Raw genomic sequence first — 18,115 nt, 5'->3', positions numbered from 1 at the left:
ACACAAGCGCGCACCGAAAACGAACAGCAACGCATCCCTTCGAAACCCGTCCATCCCGCCCTATATACCGCCGGCGTGCGCCAAATCGGCAAGACCATGATCGCTTGTTGCGCCATAGCGGTGGTCATGCCAAAAGCGGCCACGACGTTGGGAGATGCCGCTTCTTGAAGTCTTTTCGCGACAAACGCCGCGACAGCCGCCCGCATCAATCCGCGAAGGGCGCGACGGAACAATCGCGCCCGCGCTCCGGCCATGCCGCCGTGGCCAGGCCTGATCCAAAGCCGCGCGAGCAGCGCGAAGCTCAGGCTGACGAGCATTCCCAACCGAAGTCCGCGCCACGCATCCTGGCCCGCCGCGAAGGCGCCCTGCCAGCCGAGCACCTGCCGCTGATCCTGGAAGTCGCGCCCAACGCCGACTATGCGCTGCTGGACAGCGGTGCCGGGCAGAAGCTCGAGCAGTACGGCCCTTATCGCATCGTGCGGCCAGAAGGTCAGGCGATCTGGCAAAAGGCATTGCCGACAAAAGACTGGGAACGCGCGGACGCCATCTTCACCGGCGATACCGACGAAGAAGGCATCGGCCGCTGGCGTTTTCCGAAGGTGCCGCTCGGCGAGACCTGGCCGATGAAGCATGATGGCATCGACTATCTCGGCCGTTTCACCTCTTTTCGCCATGTCGGCGTCTTTCCCGAGCAGGCCTCGCACTGGGACCATATGGCCGGTCTCATCGCCGCGGCGAAACGGCCGGTGAAAGTGCTGAACCTGTTTGGCTATACCGGGCTCGCATCCCTGGTGGCAGCCCGCGCGGGCGCCGAGGTCACCCATGTCGATGCGTCGAAGAAAGCGATCGGCTGGGCGCGCGAAAACCAGGAGATGGCCGGCCTTGGCGGCAAGCCCATCCGCTGGATCGTCGATGACGCGGTGAAGTTCGCCGAGCGCGAGGAGCGCCGGGGCAGTCGCTACGACATCATCCTGTTCGATCCGCCGGCCTATGGCCGAGGCCCCAAGGGCGAGGTCTGGCAATTGTTCGAGGACCTGCCGGCGCTGACCGACCTCTGCCGGTCGATCCTGACGCCAAAACCGCTTGCCGTGGTGCTGACGGCCTATTCGATCCGCGCCTCCTTCTTCGCCATCCACGCCCTGATGCGCGATACTTTTGCCGGCATGGGTGGCAAGGTTGAATCGGGCGAGTTGATCATCCGTGAAAAATCCGCAGGCCGGGCGCTTTCGACCTCATTGTTTTCGCGTTGGGTGGCCTGAATGAATGAGCGACATACCGGCTCGCCGGGACTGGTGAAGGAAGTCACCAGCCTTGCCAATCCGCTGATCAAGGACATCAAGGCACTCGCGCAGAAGAAGTTCCGCGACCAGCAGAATGCCTTCATGGCCGAAGGGCTGAAACTGGTCATCGACGCGCTCGACCTCGGCTGGTCGATCAGGACGCTTGTGTTCGCCAAGGCCGGACGCGGCAACGCGGCGGTGGAGAAGGTCGCCGCGCGCACCGTCGCCGCCGGCGGTACGGTGCTCGAAGTGTCGGAGAAGGTGCTTGTCGCCATCACCCGGCGTGACAATCCGCAGATGGTGGTCGGCGTCTTTTCACAGAGATTCCTGCCGCTCAAGGATATCCGCGCCGCCAACGGCGACGTCTGGGTGGCGCTCGACCGCGTGCGCGATCCCGGCAATCTCGGCACCGTCATCCGCACCGTCGACGCCGTCGGGGCGAAGGGCGTCATCCTTATCGGCGAAACCACCGACCCGTTTTCCGTCGAGACGGTACGCGCGACGATGGGCTCGATCTTCGCTGTGCCCGTGGTCAAGGCAAGCCAGGAAGCCTTCCTCGCCTGGCGCGGCGGGTTTTCGGGCCTTGTCGGCGGCACGCATCTGAAGGGAGCGGTCGACTATCGCTCGGTCGATTACTCCCGCGGCCCGGTGCTGCTGATGATGGGCAACGAGCAGCAGGGCTTGCCCGACAATCTGGCCGCGAGCTGCGACAGGCTGCTGCGCATACCGCAGGCCGGCCGCGCCGATTCGCTCAACCTCGCCGTCGCCACCGGGATCATGCTGTTCGAGATCCGGCGCACCGCGCTGAAGCTAGAGCCTGTCGCCGACTTGTAATGGAGGCCGCCAAACCATGAAGTCATGGTCCCCCTACGTCCTGTTGACGGTCTTGGCCATCGCGCTCGACCAGTGGATAAAATACATGGTGGAGACCGGCCTTGCCTTTCAGGAAAAGGTCGACCTGGTGCCGTTCCTGGCGCTTTTTCGCACCTACAACACCGGCATCGCCTTCTCGATGTTCTCGTCCTTCGGCGACACCGGGCTGATCGTGGTCTCGCTCGCCGTCGTTGCCTTCGTGCTCTATCTCGCCACCCGCACGCCCTCCGGTCACGTCCTTGCCCGCACCGGCTTCGCCCTGATCGTCGGCGGCGCGCTTGGCAATCTGATCGACCGCGCCACCTATGGCCACGTCATCGATTACATATTGTTCCACACGCCGGTCTGGTCGTTCGCCGTCTTCAATCTGGCCGATGCCTTCATCTCGGTGGGCGCCGTCCTGGTCGTCGTCGACGAACTCATCGGCTGGCGGCACGAGGCGAAGCCCGAAGCCTGAACGATTGACCTGATGGCGCCCTCGCCGCACAGTCGGTCCAGCCAGACCGAGGAGAGAAAAATGCCGGAAACCTTCAAAGCCATCCTCGTTTCGCGTGACGCCGACAAGAAACAGTCGGTGACGGTGACCGACCTTACCGAGGCCGACCTGATGGAAGGTGACGTCACCGTCGCCATCGAGGCGACGACCGTGAACTACAAGGACGGCCTCGCCATCACCGGCAAGGCGCCGGTGATCCGCCGCTGGCCACTGGTGCCTGGCGTCGATTTCTCGGGCACCGTCACCTCTTCCTCCCATCCCGACTGGCACAAGGGCGACAAGGTCATCCTGAACGGCTGGGGCGTGGGCGAGACCCATTTCGGCGCCTATGCCGGACGCGCCCGCGTCAAGGGCGACTGGCTGGTGCCGCTGCCGGAAAGCATGAGTGCGCATGACGCGATGGCGGTCGGCACCGCCGGCTACACGGCCATGCTCTGCGTCATCGCGCTGGAGCGCCATGGCATCGTCCCCGACCGCGGCCCCGTGGTGGTGACGGGTGCCGCCGGCGGCGTCGGCTCGGTCGCTGTCTCGCTGCTGTCCAGCCTCGGCTATCATGTCATCGCCTCGACCGGCCGGAACGCGGAAAGCCCGTATCTCATCGACCTTGGCGCGGCGGAAGTGATCTCGCGCGACGAGCTTGCCCAGCCGGCCAAGCCGCTGGCCAAGGAGCGCTGGGCCGGCGGCATCGACGCGGTCGGCAGCCACACGCTGGCCAATGTCCTGTCGATGACGTCCTACGGCGGCGCGGTCGCCGCCTGCGGCCTGGCCGGCGGCATGGATCTGCCGTCGAGCGTGGCACCCTTCATCCTGCGCGGCGTGTCGCTGCTGGGCATCGATTCGGTGATGGCGCCGAAGGCGGTCCGCATGGAGGCGTGGCGCCGCATCGGCACCGATCTCGATCTCGAGAAGCTCGCCAGCCTCTCGACCACCATCGGCTTCGACGACATCATCGCCACCGCCCAGGACATCGTCGAAGGCAAGGTTCGCGGCCGCGTCGTGGTCGACATGTAGATCACGACGACGCCACACGCCGGTGGACGTGGGCGCAGGTCGACAACCAAAAACCGTACATCCGCTAAAATTCGAACGATCCGTCCCAATCTTCCATAAGGTCTCTCTGGCAAAGGATTTCCGCATGACCGCGGATTCCGTCATTGCAGAAACGGAGAGGGCCGAAGGCGTCGACGGGATGACCCCGCAGACGCCAAGGCGGCAGCTTGCCGCCACGCCACCGCTGGCGCCCGAATTGGCCGCAAGCAACCGCGAAGGCCTGGCGCTCATAACGCTCGTGGCCGTTGCCATACTGGCTGGCCTCGCGCATCTCACCGGAGCGCCGTTCTTCATAACGGCCGGACTGCTGGCCACCTGCATGGCCGGCATTGCCATGCATCTGCGCGCCAAGCGCGCGCACCGCCGCGCGGTGTCGCTTCTCGACGAGACCACTGCCCGCAACCGCGCGGAGATCGAGACGCTTGCCGACCGCATGTGGGAAATGCAGGAGAGCGAGGAACGCTTTCGCGGGCTGATCGACGCGTTGGGCGATCTCGTGGTCCATCGCGACCGCGACGGCCACATCGTCTATGCCAACAAGGTTTTCGCCGATCTTGTTGAGACAGACCCGCGTGACCTTGCCGGCAAGACGCTGGTGGAACTCGGCATCGATGTCGGCATCGTTCCCGACGCTGCCTTCTCCGACCATGAATGCCTGAGCTCCACCGACGTGGCGATCCGGTCACCCAACGGTCCACGCTGGTTCTCATGGATCGAGCTGTCGGTGCGCGACAAGGAAAGCGGCGCGGTTTCGCACCGCGCCATCGCCCGCGACATCACGGCGCGCAAGCGCGCCGAATCGTCGCTGATCACAGCCCGCGAACGGGCCGAATACGCGAGCCAGGCAAAGTCGCGCTTCCTGGCCACCGTCAGCCACGAAATCCGCACGCCCATGAACGGCATCATGGGCATGGCAAGGCTGCTGGCCGACACCAACCTTTCGCTGGAGCAGCAGACCTATGTCAGCGCCGTCTCCACCTCGGCCAGTGCCCTGCTCGCCCTGATCGAGGACCTGCTCGACTATTCCAAGATCGAGGCCGGGCGGTTCGATCCCGAGCCACAGCCGATGTCGGTGCGTGAGATTGCCGACAACGTCATCGAACTTCTGGCCGCCCGCGCCTTCGCCAAGAATATCGGCCTTGGTTGCCATGTCGAGCCCGACGTGCCGCAGATGATCACCGCCGACCCAGGCAGGGTCAGGCAGGTACTGCTCAACCTCATCGGCAATGCCATCAAGTTCACCGACAGCGGCGGTGTGCTGGTAAGCATCGCCCGCGCCCGTACAGAAACCACCGATCGCCTGTGCTTCACGATCGCCGACACCGGTCCGGGCCTGCGCGATGAGGACATGGAGCGCATCTTCGAGGAGTTCGAACAGGCCGACGGCACCTCCACGCGTACCCATGGCGGCGCCGGCCTCGGCCTCGCAATATCCAGGCGTCTGGTAACCGCCATGGGCGGCACCATCTCGGTATCGAGCCGACTGGGCCAGGGCTCTGAGTTCGTCGTCGAAATCCCGGCTGCATCGGCCGTCGAGGCCCCCCAGAGCCGCCGCAACGCGCTGCTGGGTCGCCGCGCCGTCATCCTCTCGAGGAATACGATAGAGGCCGACGCCATCGCACGCACGATCCGCGCCAATGGCGGCACCGTCGATCTCGCCACGACCGCCGCCCAGGCGATGCTCTACGCCGCGGGCTGCGACGTGCTGCTGATAGACGCGGCCATGGAAGAGAACGACGGAAGGCTGCTCAAGCGGCTGCGCCAAAGCGGCTTCACGGACTGCGAGGCCATAACGCTGATCGCGCCGACCGATCGGGGCATGCTCGGCGAGTTCCGTGCCAGCGGCTACGCCACGTTCCTGGCCCGGCCGGTGCGTGGCAGCACGCTGTTGCGCGTGCTTTTGACCAACCATGTCGGCGCCGTGGCCAGCCAGCCGCCCCCACAGAAGCGCGGCACGCCTCCTCTCCGGGCCGCCGGCGGCCGCCAGCACGGCCTCTCCGTGCTGATCGCGGAGGACAATGACATCAACGCCATGCTCGCCCGCGCCACGCTGTTGAAGGCCGGACATCGCGTGCAGGTGGTTGGCAACGGCAAGGCCGCGGTAGAGGCCGTCATCGAGGCTGCTCACAGGAACCGTTTCGACGTCGTGCTGATGGACTTGCATATGCCGGTGATGGACGGCTTGGATGCCATCGCGGCAATTCGCCGCCATGAGGAGGAAACGGCGACGCCGCCGGTTCCGATCATGGTGCTGTCGGCGGACAGCCAGGAAAAGACTCGCCATGCCGTGCTCGCCCATGGCGCCAGCGGTTTCGTCACCAAGCCGCTTGACCCCGAAGCACTGGTCAACGCCGTCGAGGCACAGGTGGCTGCGTGAGCTTTCTTGTGGTCCACCCACCTTTGTACAGGTTGGTTTTCCGCCCGTAAGATAGCCGGATGAAGGCATTCGCCAGCCGACGAAGTATTGCCCGCAACGTCGTATCACGTTACTGTCACAATCCTGTTGCACCTACACCGTATCCCCGTGCCAAGAGGGATGGCTCGAAGGAGAATCACTCGTGCATACAGTTATGCCGGAATGTGACACTCGGCCGAACGCTGGCGGCGCCTTGCTTGCCGGGCGGAACGTCGACGCGGTCATAAAAGGCGCATCGCTCGGTCGCATCGGCAACCTCGAAGTGCGGCTCGCCCGCAACGAGGCCGAGATCGCTGCCGCGCAGGAAGTGCGCTACCGGGTGTTTTATGACGAGCTTGGCGCAAGGAAGGACCTGTTCCAGGCACAGGACCGGCGCGATTCCGATCGTTTCGACCCGCACTGCGACCACTTGCTGGTGTTCGACACCACGCTTCCCGGCCCCGAGCACCGCCGCATCGTCGGCACCTACCGCCTTCTGCGACAGGAAATCGCGGCGACCGCCGGCGGCTTCTATTCCGAGGGCGAGTTCGAGTTGACCAAGCTGATCGCCCGCCATCCCGGCCAGCGCTTCCTTGAGCTCGGCCGCTCCTGCGTTTTGCCGGAATACCGCTCGAAGCGCACCATTGAGGCGCTCTGGCAGGGAATCTGGGCCTATATCAATCACTACGGCATCGGCGTGATGACCGGTTGCGCGTCATTCCCCGGCACGGTCCCGGCGGCGCACGCCGAAGCGCTCACCTATCTTGCCCATCACTGCCGGACAAACTCGGCCTGGGACGTGCGCGCGGTCGCCGGGCGCTATTGCTCGATGGACCTGATGCCGATCGAGGCCGTCAACACCAAGGCGGCGATCGCGGCGATGCCGCCGCTGGTGAAGGGCTACCTGCGGGTCGGCGCGCGCATCGGCGACGGCTGCGTCATCGACCGTGAATTCTCGACCGTCGACGTGTTCGTGGTGATGCCTGTCAAGGAGATCGGCGCTCGTTACGTCAACTACTATGGCGGGGAAGCGCAACGCTTCGCGGCCTGAGATCAGGGACGCCTGGACGTCCAATCCTTTTAACACGCTGCCTATTGCCCATCACGGGATGTCTTCCGGCCTCCGGCCGGGGCGGCCTTTGTAGGACGGAAACGACCAGCCGAACTTGAGCGCACCGCCGCGCACGGCTAAGGCCGCGATGAAGCCGGCGAGGCTCGACACGAGCGGCGGCAGGCCGGCTATGTCTCCGGCTGTGTAGAGAGACGCGCCCGCAAGGGCCGCGGTGACATAGATTTCCGGTCTCAGCAGCACCGATGGCTCGCCGGCAAGGAGGTCGCGCAGGATACCGCCGAAGGTGGCCGTCAGCATGCCTGTGATGATCGACACCACCGGCGAGCCGGTGATCGCAAGGCCCTTGGCCGCACCCATTACCGAAAAAGCGGCCAGCCCGATGGCATCCAGCCACAGCAACAGCTTGTAGCGGGACTCGAAGCGATGCGCGGTGAAGAAGACCATGACCGCCACCACCGCGCAGATCAGCACATAGTCGCGGTTCACCACCCAGAACACCGGCACGTTGAGGATGAGGTCGCGAAAGGTGCCCCCGCCGATGCCGGTTACGCTGGCCAGGAACAGGAAGCCGATAATGTCGAGCTGCTTGCGCGAAGCCGCGAGCGCACCCGTCGCCGCGAAAACGGCAACGCCGGCATAATCGAGAAGCGCGATTGGGTTCAAGGGCATGGGCAATAGGCAGTAGGGATTAGAAGTAAGGCGTATGAATAACACGAAGCAGCGTGATTGATACGACCGCCTTGGCTTCCCTACTGCCTATTGCCTACTGCCTACTGCCTGATCCCTAACTACGCGTCTTTCTCGGCCTGCTCGTTGACCGGGCCTGGCTCGACTGGCGCGGCCGCCAGCTTCGGACCGCCCTTGGCCACGCCGACCATGGCAGGGCGCAGCACCCGTTCTCCGATCGAATAGCCGGGCTGCACGACCTGCACGACGGTGTTGGCCGGCACGTCCGGATTGGGAACCTCGAACATCGCCTGATGGAAGTTCGGATCGAACTTCTCGCCTTCGGGCGCAAGCTTCTTCACGCCGTGCCGTTCCATGGCGGACAGCATGGCGCGCTCGGTCAGTTCGACACCGTCGATCAGCGCTGTGAAGCCTGCGTCACCCGACGCCTTGGCCTCGGCCGGAATGGCATCCAGCGCGCGGCGCAGATTGTCGGAGACCGACAGCATGTCGCGCGCGAAATTGGCGACGGCGTAAGTACGCGCGTCTTGCACGTCGCGCGCGGTGCGTCGGCGCAGGTTTTCCATCTCGGCCGCGGTGCGCAGCGCGCGGTCCTTCAGCTCTTCATTTTCCTTCAGAAGCCGCACAAGGGCTTCATAGTCGCCGTCGACACTGCCTTGCGCACGCTCGGCAGCGGCGTCGATCGCCTCGATTTCATCGGGCGCGCGTTCGTCTTTTGCCTGGTCGCTCATCGCCGTTTCCCGTCATTTCGAATGTTTCGGATTTGTGCCCGATATCGAGGTTTGGCGGCCAAAAATCAAGGGGTAAGCGATGCGGGAGGCCATAAGCCAACCTCTGGCAGCGCATGGCCGGTCCTTAGATTTTAATTCAAACTTTACCGTAATCGTTGGCTTTGGTTGCAACGATGGCGTGACGGGGGAACCATTCCCTTGCTGGAGGAGTTTCGAACCCGACAAAGGATTTTTGAAATGATGACCCGCAACAACGCCGAAAGACCGGAAGGACTAGCCGCCCACATCAGGCGCCAGATGGGCTCCGATGCGACGAAGCGCTTTCTGCGTAACTTGCCGGCGTTTCGTGCGGATAACGATATTCCCGACCGTTTTCAGGAATTGCTCGACCAGCTCGATGGAACCGAGGGCATGGACAGACGCGACAGGACACGTTAGCGCAGCGTTCGCCGTAAGGCGCATCGACCGTCCTCGCTTGATCGAGAAGTATTTCAGCAGCGGCCTCGAACCTCCACCCAGCCAACCCCGTTTGGCCGGCGATCGGCGATCGCGCGTCAATTACGCGCAGTAATTTCACGTGATCCTTGCCTTGCGGCGGCGTGTTGCGACGCCTATGCTTCGTGATGAACATGATTTCCCCTGACGCGGCCGCCAACAGCAAGCGGGCTTGGCTGAAGATTCTGTCCCGCTACAAGAAGCCGGACCGGCGGCGCAGCGCCGTTGAACTCGCCATTACCCTAATCCCTTTCGCCACGCTCTGGGCGCTGTCTTCAGCCGCCTACGCCTATGGCCATTGGTGGGGCCTGATCCTCATCCTGCCCGCGGCCGGCTTTCTGGTGCGGATTTTCATGATCCAGCACGATTGCGGCCATGGCTCCTTCTTCGCCAACCGCACCGCTGATGACTGGATCGGCCGTGCCTTGGGCATCCTGACACTGACGCCTTACGATTGCTGGCGGCGTGCCCACGCCACTCATCACGCCACTGCCGGCAATCTCGACGAACGTGGCATGGGCGACATCAAGACGCTGACCGTCACCGAATACCGGCAATTGTCCTGGCGCGGGCGCTTCGCCTATCGCCTGTATCGCCATCCCCTGGTCATGTTCGGCCTTGGCCCGACCTGGCTTTTCATCTTCGAGCACAGGCTGCCGGTCGGCATGATGCGCGGCGGGCTGACGCCCTGGGTGTCTTCGATGTCCACCAATCTCGCCATCGCGGTCGCAGCCGCCTTCCTCATCTGGCTGGTCGGCCCGGGCGCTTTCCTGGTCGTCCACCTGCCCATCGTCATCCTTGCCGGTTCTGCCGGCATCTGGCTGTTCTATGTCCAGCACCAGTTCGAGGAGACGGAATGGGCGAATGACGGCGACTGGGAATTCCAGCATGCCGCGCTGCACGGCTCGTCCTATTACGACCTGCCGCCGGTGCTGAACTGGTTCACAGGCAATATCGGCGTGCACCATGTCCATCACCTCTCCGCCAAGGTTCCGGGCTATCGTCTCCAGGAAGTGCTGAGGGACTATCCGGAACTGCGCGGCATCGGCCGGGTGACGCTTCTGGACAGCCTGCGCTGCGTCAAGCTGGCGTTGTGGGACGAAAGCCGCCGCAAGCTGGTATCGTTCCGCGAAGCGCGGATGGCGATTTAGAGCCATTCGACATTGATGGATCGGGCATGGAGCTTTAAGCACCATGCATCGACACCTGCAAAAGATACCACCAATGAGCGATCTCCGCGTCCTTTCAGAGGCATTCATTCCTGAACTTCCGAACCGCTACAGCGGCAAGGTGCGGGAAAACTACGACCTGCCAGACGGCCGGCGCATCATCATCGCAACCGATCGCATCAGCGCATTCGACGCCATCCTGACCTCGATCCCGTTCAAGGGCGAGATCCTTACCCAGATCGCGCGCTACTGGTTCGAGGAAACCGCCGATATCTGCCCGAACCATGTTCTTGAATATCCGGACCCGAACGTCGTCGTGGGTACCCGGCTTGAAATCCTGCCGGTCGAAATTGTCGTTCGCGGCTACCTGGCGGGAACGACCAGCACATCGATCCTGACCAAATACCGGAATGGCGAGCGCGATATGTATGGAACCGTCCTGCCGGACGGGTTGCGCGCGAACGAAAGGCTTCGCGAAGCCATCATCACACCCACCAGCAAGGCCTTTGACGGCGGCCACGATGAGCCTCTTTCGGAAGCACAGATACTGGAACAGGGCCTGCTCACGCCGGAGCAATGGCGGACCGTCTCAAGCTACGCCTTGCAGCTGTTCGCCCGGGGCCAGACACGCGCCGCGGAGCGCGGCCTGATCCTCGCCGACACCAAATACGAGTTCGGCGTCGACAAGGACGGCACCATTGTTCTTGCCGACGAGATCCATACGCCCGACAGCAGCCGCTATTGGATCGCGGCGACCTACGACCAGGCGCTCGAAAACGGCACGCGGCCGGAAAGTTTCGACAAGGATTTCATCCGGTCGTGGGTCACCGCGCGATGCGATCCCTATAAGGATCCGATCCCGACGATCCCCGACGAGATCGTCAACCAGGCCTCGCGGGTTTACGCGCGGGCCTATGAAGCGATCACCGGCAAGGCATTCTTGCCGGACCTTTCCGGAGACACGGTGCTCGATCGCGTCCGCGCCAATCTCGAGCGCTACTTCTAGCGCCACTGTTTCGACCAGGACTCCAATCAGGCAGCGGCGGCCTTGATCATGTCCGCGGCCTTCTCGGCGATCATGATGGTCGGCGCATTGGTGTTGCCGCCGATCAGCGTCGGCATCACCGAGGCGTCGACGACGCGCAGTGCGTCGAGACCGTGCACACGGAGTCGTGGATCGACCACGGCCATGGCGTCGACGCCCATCTTGCAGGTACCCGCCGGGTGATAGATCGTATCGGCGCGAGCCCGGATATGGGCCATCAGGTCGGCATCGCTGGTGACGCCGGCGGTGTAGATTTCCTTGTCGCGATAATTCGCCAGCGCCGGCGCTTCGACAATGCCGCGCATCATCTTCACGCCCTGGAGCAACAGGTCGGCGTCGCGTTCATCCGACAGGAAACGCGGGTCGATCCGTGGGGGTGCCAGCGGGTCCGGACTGGATAGGCCCACCTCGCCGCGAGAATGCGGCCGCAGCACGCAGACATGGCAGGAAAAGCCGTAACCCATGTGCAGTTTGCGGCCATGATCGTCGACGATGGCGATGCAGAAGTGCAGTTGCAGGTCTGGCCGCCCGATCGCCGGATCGGATTTGAGGAAGGCGCCGCCTTCCGCATAGGGCGTGGCGATCATCCCGCCACCATCCTTGCGCCATCGCAGCATATGCCTGACCAGGCTGGGCAGTCCGCGCAGGCCGATGCCCATCATGTCGGCATCCCTGGATCTCCAGGCCAGGATGAAGTCGAGATGATCCTGCAGGTTCTTGCCGACGCCAGGCAATTCATGGACGACAGGAATGCCATGCGCTGCAAGTTCGGCCGCGGGACCGATCCCGGACAGCAGCAGCAGTTGCGGCGAGCCGAAGGCGCCGCCGCAGATGATCACCTCGCGCTTCGCTTTAGCGACCGCCTCGCTCTTGCCCATGCGGTAGCGCACACCGGTGGCCCGGTTGCGGTCAAGCACGATGCGCGTTGCGTGCGCGCCGGTGATCACGGTCAGGTTCGGCCGATCCATCGCCGGATGCAGATAGGCGGCAGCCGCCGAACAACGTTCGCCGTCTCGGCGTTCGCCCCAGAATTGCGTAACCTGGTAGAGCCCTGCCCCTTCCTGCTCGGCGCCATTGAAATCGTCGTTGCGCCGGATCTGGTTTTCGCCGCAGGCCTCGACAAACGCTCGCGAGAGCGCACGCGGCTCCCGCTGCTCCGCGACCCGCAACGGTCCGTCGCCGCCGTGCAGCGCGTCGGCGCCGCGCTGGTTGCCTTCGGCACGCCGGAAATACGGCAGCACCTCGTCCCATGACCAGCCGTCGCAGCCGAGATCGGCCCACTCGTCATAGTCGCTCCGGTGCCCGCGCGTGTAGAGCATGGCATTGATGGCGCTGGAGCCGCCCAACGCCTTGCCTCGCGGCTGGTAACCCTTGCGGCCGCCGAGCCCTTCCTGCGGCACCGTCTCGAAGGCCCAGTTGTTGATCTTCGGCCGGCCCGGCAGCAACGCGATGATGCCCGCCGGCGCGCGGATGAGCAGATTCTTGCCCTCGCCGCCGGCTTCGATCACACAGACAGTGACGGATGGATCTTCGGAAAGCCGTGCGGCAAGCGCACAGCCAGCGGATCCACCGCCGGCTATGACATAGTCGAAAACCATGATCTCCTCCCGGTTGGAGCGCCGCGCGTCCAGGGAAGGCGCGAAGGACGTTCCAAGACTCGTGAACCCGCCCGGCGGATGTTTCCGTCCGGACGGCTCAGAGAAGGCCCGATCAGAGCTGATGTAAAGACGCGCGATGCTACCGCTGCGTCAGCCGCTGCGAACCCGACGCCAGGAATATTTGGGTCCCTTGGGCTCCGATACGGCGGTTGGCTGGTAGTAGAGGCCCAATCCGCCGACGCGGCCCTCTTCCAGGCGCTTCAACAGCACCGGATTGGAAATCTCGAACTCATCGAAGCCCAGCCGCAGCATGTGCGGCAACGGATCGACCAGCACCTGGCCGGTGGCACGGATCGCGCCCCCGAAGTGATGGCGGCTGCGCAGCAACTCGGCCTTGGAGAAGGAGCGGCCATCGCTGAACGCCGGAAAGGCCAGCGCCACCAGCGACAGCTGATCGAGGAGATCCACAATCTTGTCGAGCTGGTCGCCGGGCTGCAGCAGGACGCCCAGGCGTTCCTTCGCCGAGCGGCGCACCTCCGGATCAAGGTCTAGAAAAACCTGCAGCGGCAGGATGAAACGGCCGTTGCCGGACAGCGCCTCGGCACTTTCGGCGTGAGCCCAATCGTCCTCGCGAAAACCCGTCGGGGTCCACAGGCGGGTTTCCGGTTTCGTCGATTCAGTCATCAAAAATTCCTAAATTCTAGAACGCCGAGGGTGCGTGGCTTCCGGGAACCGGAGCGGAGCGTACTTCAAGTACGTGAGCACCGGAAGCGCGCAAGCCGCCATTCGCAGGTCGGCCTCGCCTGAATATCAATCCACCCTACAGTGACGCGTCGGTCAGCGACTTTTCCAGTCCCGACAGATGAATGCCGCACTCGGTCTTGGCATGGCCCGCCCAGCGGCCGCTGCGCGCGTCCTCGCCCGGCTGCACCGGCTGCGTGCAGGGGAAGCAGCCGATCGACAGATAGCCATAGGCGACCAGCGGATTTTCCCGCAGCGCATGCGCGCGCATGTAGTCGGCTTGGTCGGAAGTCGTCCAGTGCGCCAGCGGATTGACGCGGATGCGCGCGCCGACCGCCTCGAACACCGGAAGCCCTGCACGCGTCGATGCCTGGAAGCGCTTGCGGCCGGTCAACCAGGCACGAAAGGGCGCCACGCCACGCGCCAGCGGCTCGACCTTGCGCACGCCGCAGCACGCATCGGTGTTGCTCTGGTGCAGATTGCCCGTCGGATCGATCCGCTCAAGCGCGGCGTCTTCCGGCTTGACGATCCGCACATTGGTGAGCCCGAAATCAGCGGCTAGCGCATCGCGATAGCCGAGCGTCTCCTCGAAATGCTTGCCGGTATCAAGAAAGATGACCGGTAGCGTACGATCGATCTCGGAGACCATGTGCAGCAGCACGGCCGAATCCGCACCGAAGGACGACACGGCGGCAATCTCGCCGTGGAACAGGTCCCCGGTTGCCAGTGCGATGATTTCAAGCGGCTTGAGATGACCGTGAAGCGCGTCCAGCCTTGCCGCTTCGGCGGCAATGCCGGCCTCGACGTCGACGATCCGATCAAGCGGCCTTGGTTTCGCCAGCATAGAGCGCCTCCTTGAACGGCGCGGGCCCGACACGGCGGTAGGCGTCGATGAATTTTTCCGATTGGTCGAGCCGAAGGCCGAGATAGGTATCGACGATCGTCTCGATGGCGTCCGTGATCTCCTCCGACGAGAAGCCCCGGCCGATGATTTCTCCGACCGACGTGTTCTCGTCCGCCGAACCGCCGAGCGTGACCTGGTAGAGCTCGGAGCCCTTCTTCTCGACGCCGAGGATGCCGATATGGCCGACATGGTGATGGCCGCAGGCATTGATGCAGCCGGAGATCTTCAGCTTCAGTTCGCCAATCTCGCGCTGCCGTTCAAGCGACGCAAAGCGCTGCGAAATTTCCTGGGCTATCGGTATCGAACGTGCCGTCGCCAGCGCGCAATAATCGAGGCCCGGGCACGCGATGATGTCTGAAATCAGGTTGGAGTTGGCCGTCGCCAGCCCAATGTCGACCAGTGCGTCATAGACCGCCTTGAGGTCGGCGCGCGCCACATGCGGCAGGATCAGGTTCTGCTCATGGCTGACGCGAAGCTCGTCGAAGGCATATTTCTCGGCGATGTCGGCCACCGCTTCCATCTGGCTGTCGGAGGCGTCGCCAGGCACCTCGCCTATGCCCTTGAGCGAGATGGTCACCGCCGCATAGTCGGGATGGCGATGCGTCACCACATTCTGGTCGAGCCATTCCGAGAAGCTCTTGGAGTCGAGGCGCGCGAGCTTGACAGCCGCGTCGCCTTCTGGCCGGTCGGCAAGCGCCGGAGGCGCGAAATAGGCTTCGATCGCGCGGATATCGGCGTCCGGAAGTTTCAGCTCGGCGTCCTTCAACTGCTGCCACTCGGCCTCGACCTGGCGCGTGATCTCGTCGACGCCGGTCTCGTGGACGAGGATCTTGATGCGCGCCTTGTACTTGTTGTCGCGGCGGCCATGCAGGTTGTAAACGCGCAGGATCGCCGTGCAGTAGGACAACAGGTCCGCCTCTGGCAGGAAGTCGCGAATCTTCTTGGCCACCATCGGCGTGCGGCCCTGGCCGCCGCCGATATAGACGGCGAAGCCAAGTTCGCCGGCCGCGTTCTTCTTCACATGCAGGCCGATATCATGCGTCTGGATGGCCGCACGGTCCCGCTCGGCGCCTGTTACCGCGATCTTGAACTTGCGCGGCAGGAACGAGAATTCCGGATGCACGGACGACCATTGGCGCAGGATTTCCGCATAGGGGCGAGGATCTGCGACCTCGTCGGCGGCGGCCCCGGCGAAATGATCCGCGGTGACGTTGCGGATGCAGTTGCCACTGGTCTGGATGGCGTGCATCTCGACGCTGGCCAAATCGTCCAGGATCGCCGGAATGTCCGACAGCGCCGGCCAGTTGAACTGGATGTTCTGGCGCGTGGTGAAATGGCCATAGCCCTTGTCGTATTTGCGGGCGATGTGGCCGAGCATGCGCAACTGCTTGCCGTTGAGCGTGCCATAGGGCACCGCGATTCGCAGCATGTAGGCGTGCAGTTGCAGGTAGACGCCGTTCATCAGCCGCAGCGGCCGGAACTGCTCCTCGGTGATCTCGCCGGACAGCCGGCGGGCAACCTGGTCGCTGAACTCGGCGACGCGGGCCTGGACAAAATCGTGATCGAACTCATCGTAACGGTACATGCTTGGTCTTTCAGGGCGCGTCCGCCCGTGTCTGGTGTCTTACCGAGCTGCCCGGGCAGCCTGCTTGCCGAGATCGCCACGGATGGTTGGACCGGCGGCGCGGATCTTCTCGCGCAATCGCACCGGCTCGACAACGCCGTTGACGACATCCGCATCGATCAGATTGACGTCGACCACCTCGTTTTCGGCATAGGCCTTGGCGCCGATCGCCTCCAGCCGGTCCTCGGCCGCCTTGTCGTGGGCAAGGTCGGCCTGGTCCACCGTCTCGGCCCAGCCACCATCGGCGTACCAGACGGCAATGCCATCGCCGAGGCGATTGGCGGTCAGTATCTTCATTGCTGAACTCCTTCGACGGCAGCGACGGTCGCGCCTTCATGTCTGTGTGCGGCGAGCGGTTCCGACTGTTCGAAATTGGCGCCGGCGACCGCGTCGCCGATGATCGTCATGACCGGGCCGGTCAGGTCCGCGCGCGCTTCCAGCGACGGCAGGTCGGCGAGTGTGCCATGGAAGCGGCGGCGGTTCCGCAGGCTGGCATTCTCGACCACGGCAACCGCCGTGTCCGGAGACAGCCCGGCCTCGATCAGCCGGCCGGCAACCTCGGCGGCGACCGAACGGCCCATATAGACCGCGACCGTCGCCCCGGAAATGGCGAGCTTGGCCCAGTCCGGGAGCGAATTGCCCTTGAGGTCGTGACCGGTCGTGAACACCATAGACGAGGAAACGCCACGCAAGGTCAGCGGCAGCTCGAAGTCTGCGGCGGCGGCGAAGGCGGCGGTAACACCCGGCACCACCTCATAGCCTATCCCCGCATCACGCAGGGTCGCCATTTCCTCACCTGCCCGGCCGAACACCAGCGGATCGCCCGACTTCAGCCGCACCACGCGCTTGCCGTCACGGCCAAGCTCGACCAGCAGTGCATTGATCTCGGCCTGGCTCTTGGAGTGACAGCCCTTGCGCTTGCCCACGGCCAAGCGCTCGGCATCGCGGCGGCCCATGGCGACGACCGCCTCCGGCACCAGCGCGTCATAAACGATGACATCGGCCTCCATCAGTAGGCGGTGAGCGCGCAGCGTCAGCAGGTCTTCAGCACCGGGGCCGGCCCCTACCAGGGCGATGTGACCCAATGCAGGCGCTTTCGACAGCATCATGTCGAGGGCGGCATCATGCGCAAGCGAAAGCTGGCCTGCCTCCACCGCGCTGGCTGGCGCGCCACTGAAAAAATCGCTCCAGAAGCGGCGACGCGCATTGCCCTTCGGCACAAGCTTCTCGGCGGCGCCGCGAAGCGAAGCGGCAAGTGCCGCAAGCGAGCCGAGCGATGGCGGCAGCATGCGGTCGATACGACCACGCAGCATCTGCGCCAGCACTGGTCCGGCGCCCTCGGTACCGATGGCGATGGCAACCGGCGCGCGGTTGACCAGCGCCGGCGTGAAGAAATCGCAGAGTTCCGGCCGGTCGACGGCGTTGACGGGAATGCGGAGCCGGCGTGCATCGTCAACGATGCGATGATCGAGCGCCTCGTCGCCGCTGGCGGCAAACACCATCACGGCGCCTTGAAGATGAGCGCCATCATACGCGGCATCGATGTGGACGGCGCCGCTCTGCGCGATGAATGCCAGAAGGCCGGGTTCGGCCCCGTCGGCGATGATGCGCAGCACCGCGCTCGACTGATCGATCAGCCTTGCCTTCGCCAGCGCTTCCTCGCCATTGCCGATGATGGCCACGACCGCGCCCTCGACCCGCACGAACACGGGGAAGGCATTGAGCTTTGAGGGTGCATGGGACATGGCGACGAGGGAACCTGAACAATCCGGCAGTTTTACGCGCGAGCGCGAAAAACCAGAAGGAACCCACTCGCGCACTGCTCTATAAGAGGCAATCGCTTTTCTTAAAGCTAAAGAGCGAAGAGAAAATTATTCCACATTCAGACGCAGGGCGAAATCAAGTCGCTGTGGCGGGCCTTGATCAATCGTCGTTTTAGCGACTGGAAGAGCGTG

Annotated in this window: 17 protein-coding genes; 9 read left to right on the top strand and 8 right to left on the bottom strand. The window is 64.0% G+C overall.

The window, feature by feature from the left end:
* The first annotated feature begins 164 nt into the window (after window positions 1-164).
* The 6 genes from ACO07C_RS22120 (at window position 165) to ACO07C_RS22095 (ending at window position 7,145) form a co-directional block, all read left to right on the top strand.
* On the top strand, window positions 165-1,259 hold the full coding sequence (locus ACO07C_RS22120; protein ID WP_421916287.1) for an RsmD family RNA methyltransferase: 1,095 nt from the start codon (window positions 165-167) through the stop codon (window positions 1,257-1,259).
* Window positions 1,260-2,114: a TrmH family RNA methyltransferase gene (locus ACO07C_RS22115; protein WP_421916286.1), complete on the top strand. Its 855-nt coding sequence runs from the start codon at window positions 1,260-1,262 to the stop codon at window positions 2,112-2,114.
* Window positions 2,115-2,130: 16 nt separating this feature from the next.
* On the top strand, window positions 2,131-2,610 hold the full coding sequence (gene lspA, locus ACO07C_RS22110; protein WP_421916285.1) for a signal peptidase II: 480 nt from the start codon (window positions 2,131-2,133) through the stop codon (window positions 2,608-2,610).
* A gap of 60 nt (window positions 2,611-2,670) precedes the next feature.
* Window positions 2,671-3,660, top strand: a complete 990-nt coding sequence (locus ACO07C_RS22105) for an MDR family oxidoreductase (protein WP_421916284.1) — start codon at window positions 2,671-2,673, stop codon at window positions 3,658-3,660.
* Between the two features lie 178 nt (window positions 3,661-3,838).
* Window positions 3,839-6,076 (top strand): response regulator, encoded by a 2,238-nt coding sequence (locus ACO07C_RS22100; protein ID WP_421917582.1) that lies wholly within the window; start codon window positions 3,839-3,841, stop codon window positions 6,074-6,076.
* Between the two features lie 193 nt (window positions 6,077-6,269).
* Window positions 6,270-7,145: a GNAT family N-acetyltransferase gene (locus tag ACO07C_RS22095; protein WP_421917581.1), complete on the top strand. Its 876-nt coding sequence runs from the start codon at window positions 6,270-6,272 to the stop codon at window positions 7,143-7,145.
* A gap of 51 nt (window positions 7,146-7,196) precedes the next feature.
* Here ACO07C_RS22095 and ACO07C_RS22090 read toward each other — a convergent pair whose 3' ends face one another.
* Window positions 7,197-7,829, bottom strand: coding sequence for a trimeric intracellular cation channel family protein (locus tag ACO07C_RS22090; protein ID WP_421917580.1), 633 nt, complete (start codon window positions 7,827-7,829; stop codon window positions 7,197-7,199).
* Window positions 7,830-7,954: 125 nt separating this feature from the next.
* Window positions 7,955-8,584, bottom strand: a complete 630-nt coding sequence (grpE, locus tag ACO07C_RS22085) for a nucleotide exchange factor GrpE (protein ID WP_421916283.1) — start codon at window positions 8,582-8,584, stop codon at window positions 7,955-7,957.
* 237 nt (window positions 8,585-8,821) lie between these two features.
* On the opposite strand from grpE, the gene ACO07C_RS22080 reads away from it, so the two are divergent.
* The 3 genes from ACO07C_RS22080 to ACO07C_RS22070 all read left to right on the top strand — a co-directional run bounded on the left by ACO07C_RS22080 (window position 8,822) and on the right by ACO07C_RS22070 (window position 11,254).
* The gene (locus ACO07C_RS22080; RefSeq protein ID WP_421916282.1) at window positions 8,822-9,022 is read left to right on the top strand and encodes a hypothetical protein; all 201 of its coding nucleotides are present in this window, start codon (window positions 8,822-8,824) and stop codon (window positions 9,020-9,022) included.
* A gap of 185 nt (window positions 9,023-9,207) precedes the next feature.
* Window positions 9,208-10,230 carry a fatty acid desaturase gene (locus ACO07C_RS22075; protein WP_421916281.1) on the top strand — a complete coding sequence of 341 codons (1,023 nt, stop codon included), beginning with the start codon at window positions 9,208-9,210 and terminating at the stop codon, window positions 10,228-10,230.
* Between the two features lie 73 nt (window positions 10,231-10,303).
* Window positions 10,304-11,254, top strand: a complete 951-nt coding sequence (locus tag ACO07C_RS22070) for a phosphoribosylaminoimidazolesuccinocarboxamide synthase (RefSeq protein WP_421916280.1) — start codon at window positions 10,304-10,306, stop codon at window positions 11,252-11,254.
* A gap of 26 nt (window positions 11,255-11,280) precedes the next feature.
* Here ACO07C_RS22070 and ACO07C_RS22065 read toward each other — a convergent pair whose 3' ends face one another.
* The 6 genes from ACO07C_RS22065 to cysG form a co-directional block, all read right to left on the bottom strand.
* On the bottom strand, window positions 11,281-12,891 hold the full coding sequence (locus ACO07C_RS22065) for a GMC family oxidoreductase (RefSeq protein WP_421916279.1): 1,611 nt from the start codon (window positions 12,889-12,891) through the stop codon (window positions 11,281-11,283).
* 150 nt (window positions 12,892-13,041) lie between these two features.
* Window positions 13,042-13,575: a DUF934 domain-containing protein gene (locus ACO07C_RS22060; protein ID WP_421916278.1), complete on the bottom strand. Its 534-nt coding sequence runs from the start codon at window positions 13,573-13,575 to the stop codon at window positions 13,042-13,044.
* A 136-nt stretch (window positions 13,576-13,711) separates the two neighbouring features.
* Window positions 13,712-14,476: a phosphoadenylyl-sulfate reductase gene (locus ACO07C_RS22055; protein WP_421916277.1), complete on the bottom strand. Its 765-nt coding sequence runs from the start codon at window positions 14,474-14,476 to the stop codon at window positions 13,712-13,714.
* Window positions 14,451-16,121, bottom strand: coding sequence for a nitrite/sulfite reductase (locus ACO07C_RS22050; RefSeq protein ID WP_421916276.1), 1,671 nt, complete (start codon window positions 16,119-16,121; stop codon window positions 14,451-14,453). The genes ACO07C_RS22055 and ACO07C_RS22050 overlap by 26 nt, the downstream gene beginning before the upstream one ends.
* 39 nt (window positions 16,122-16,160) lie before the next feature.
* The gene (locus tag ACO07C_RS22045; RefSeq protein ID WP_421916275.1) at window positions 16,161-16,457 is read right to left on the bottom strand and encodes a DUF2849 domain-containing protein; all 297 of its coding nucleotides are present in this window, start codon (window positions 16,455-16,457) and stop codon (window positions 16,161-16,163) included.
* Entirely contained in the window at window positions 16,454-17,905 is a 1,452-nt protein-coding gene (gene cysG / locus ACO07C_RS22040) for a siroheme synthase CysG (protein ID WP_421916273.1), read from the bottom strand. Before cysG ends, ACO07C_RS22045 begins: the two co-directional genes overlap by 4 nt.
* Window positions 17,906-18,115 lie beyond the last annotated feature (210 nt).

This window comes from Mesorhizobium sp. (assembly GCF_965229135.1).
GTDB lineage: Bacteria > Pseudomonadota > Alphaproteobacteria > Rhizobiales > Rhizobiaceae > Mesorhizobium.
This window is presented reverse-complemented; position numbering and strand designations above follow the sequence as displayed.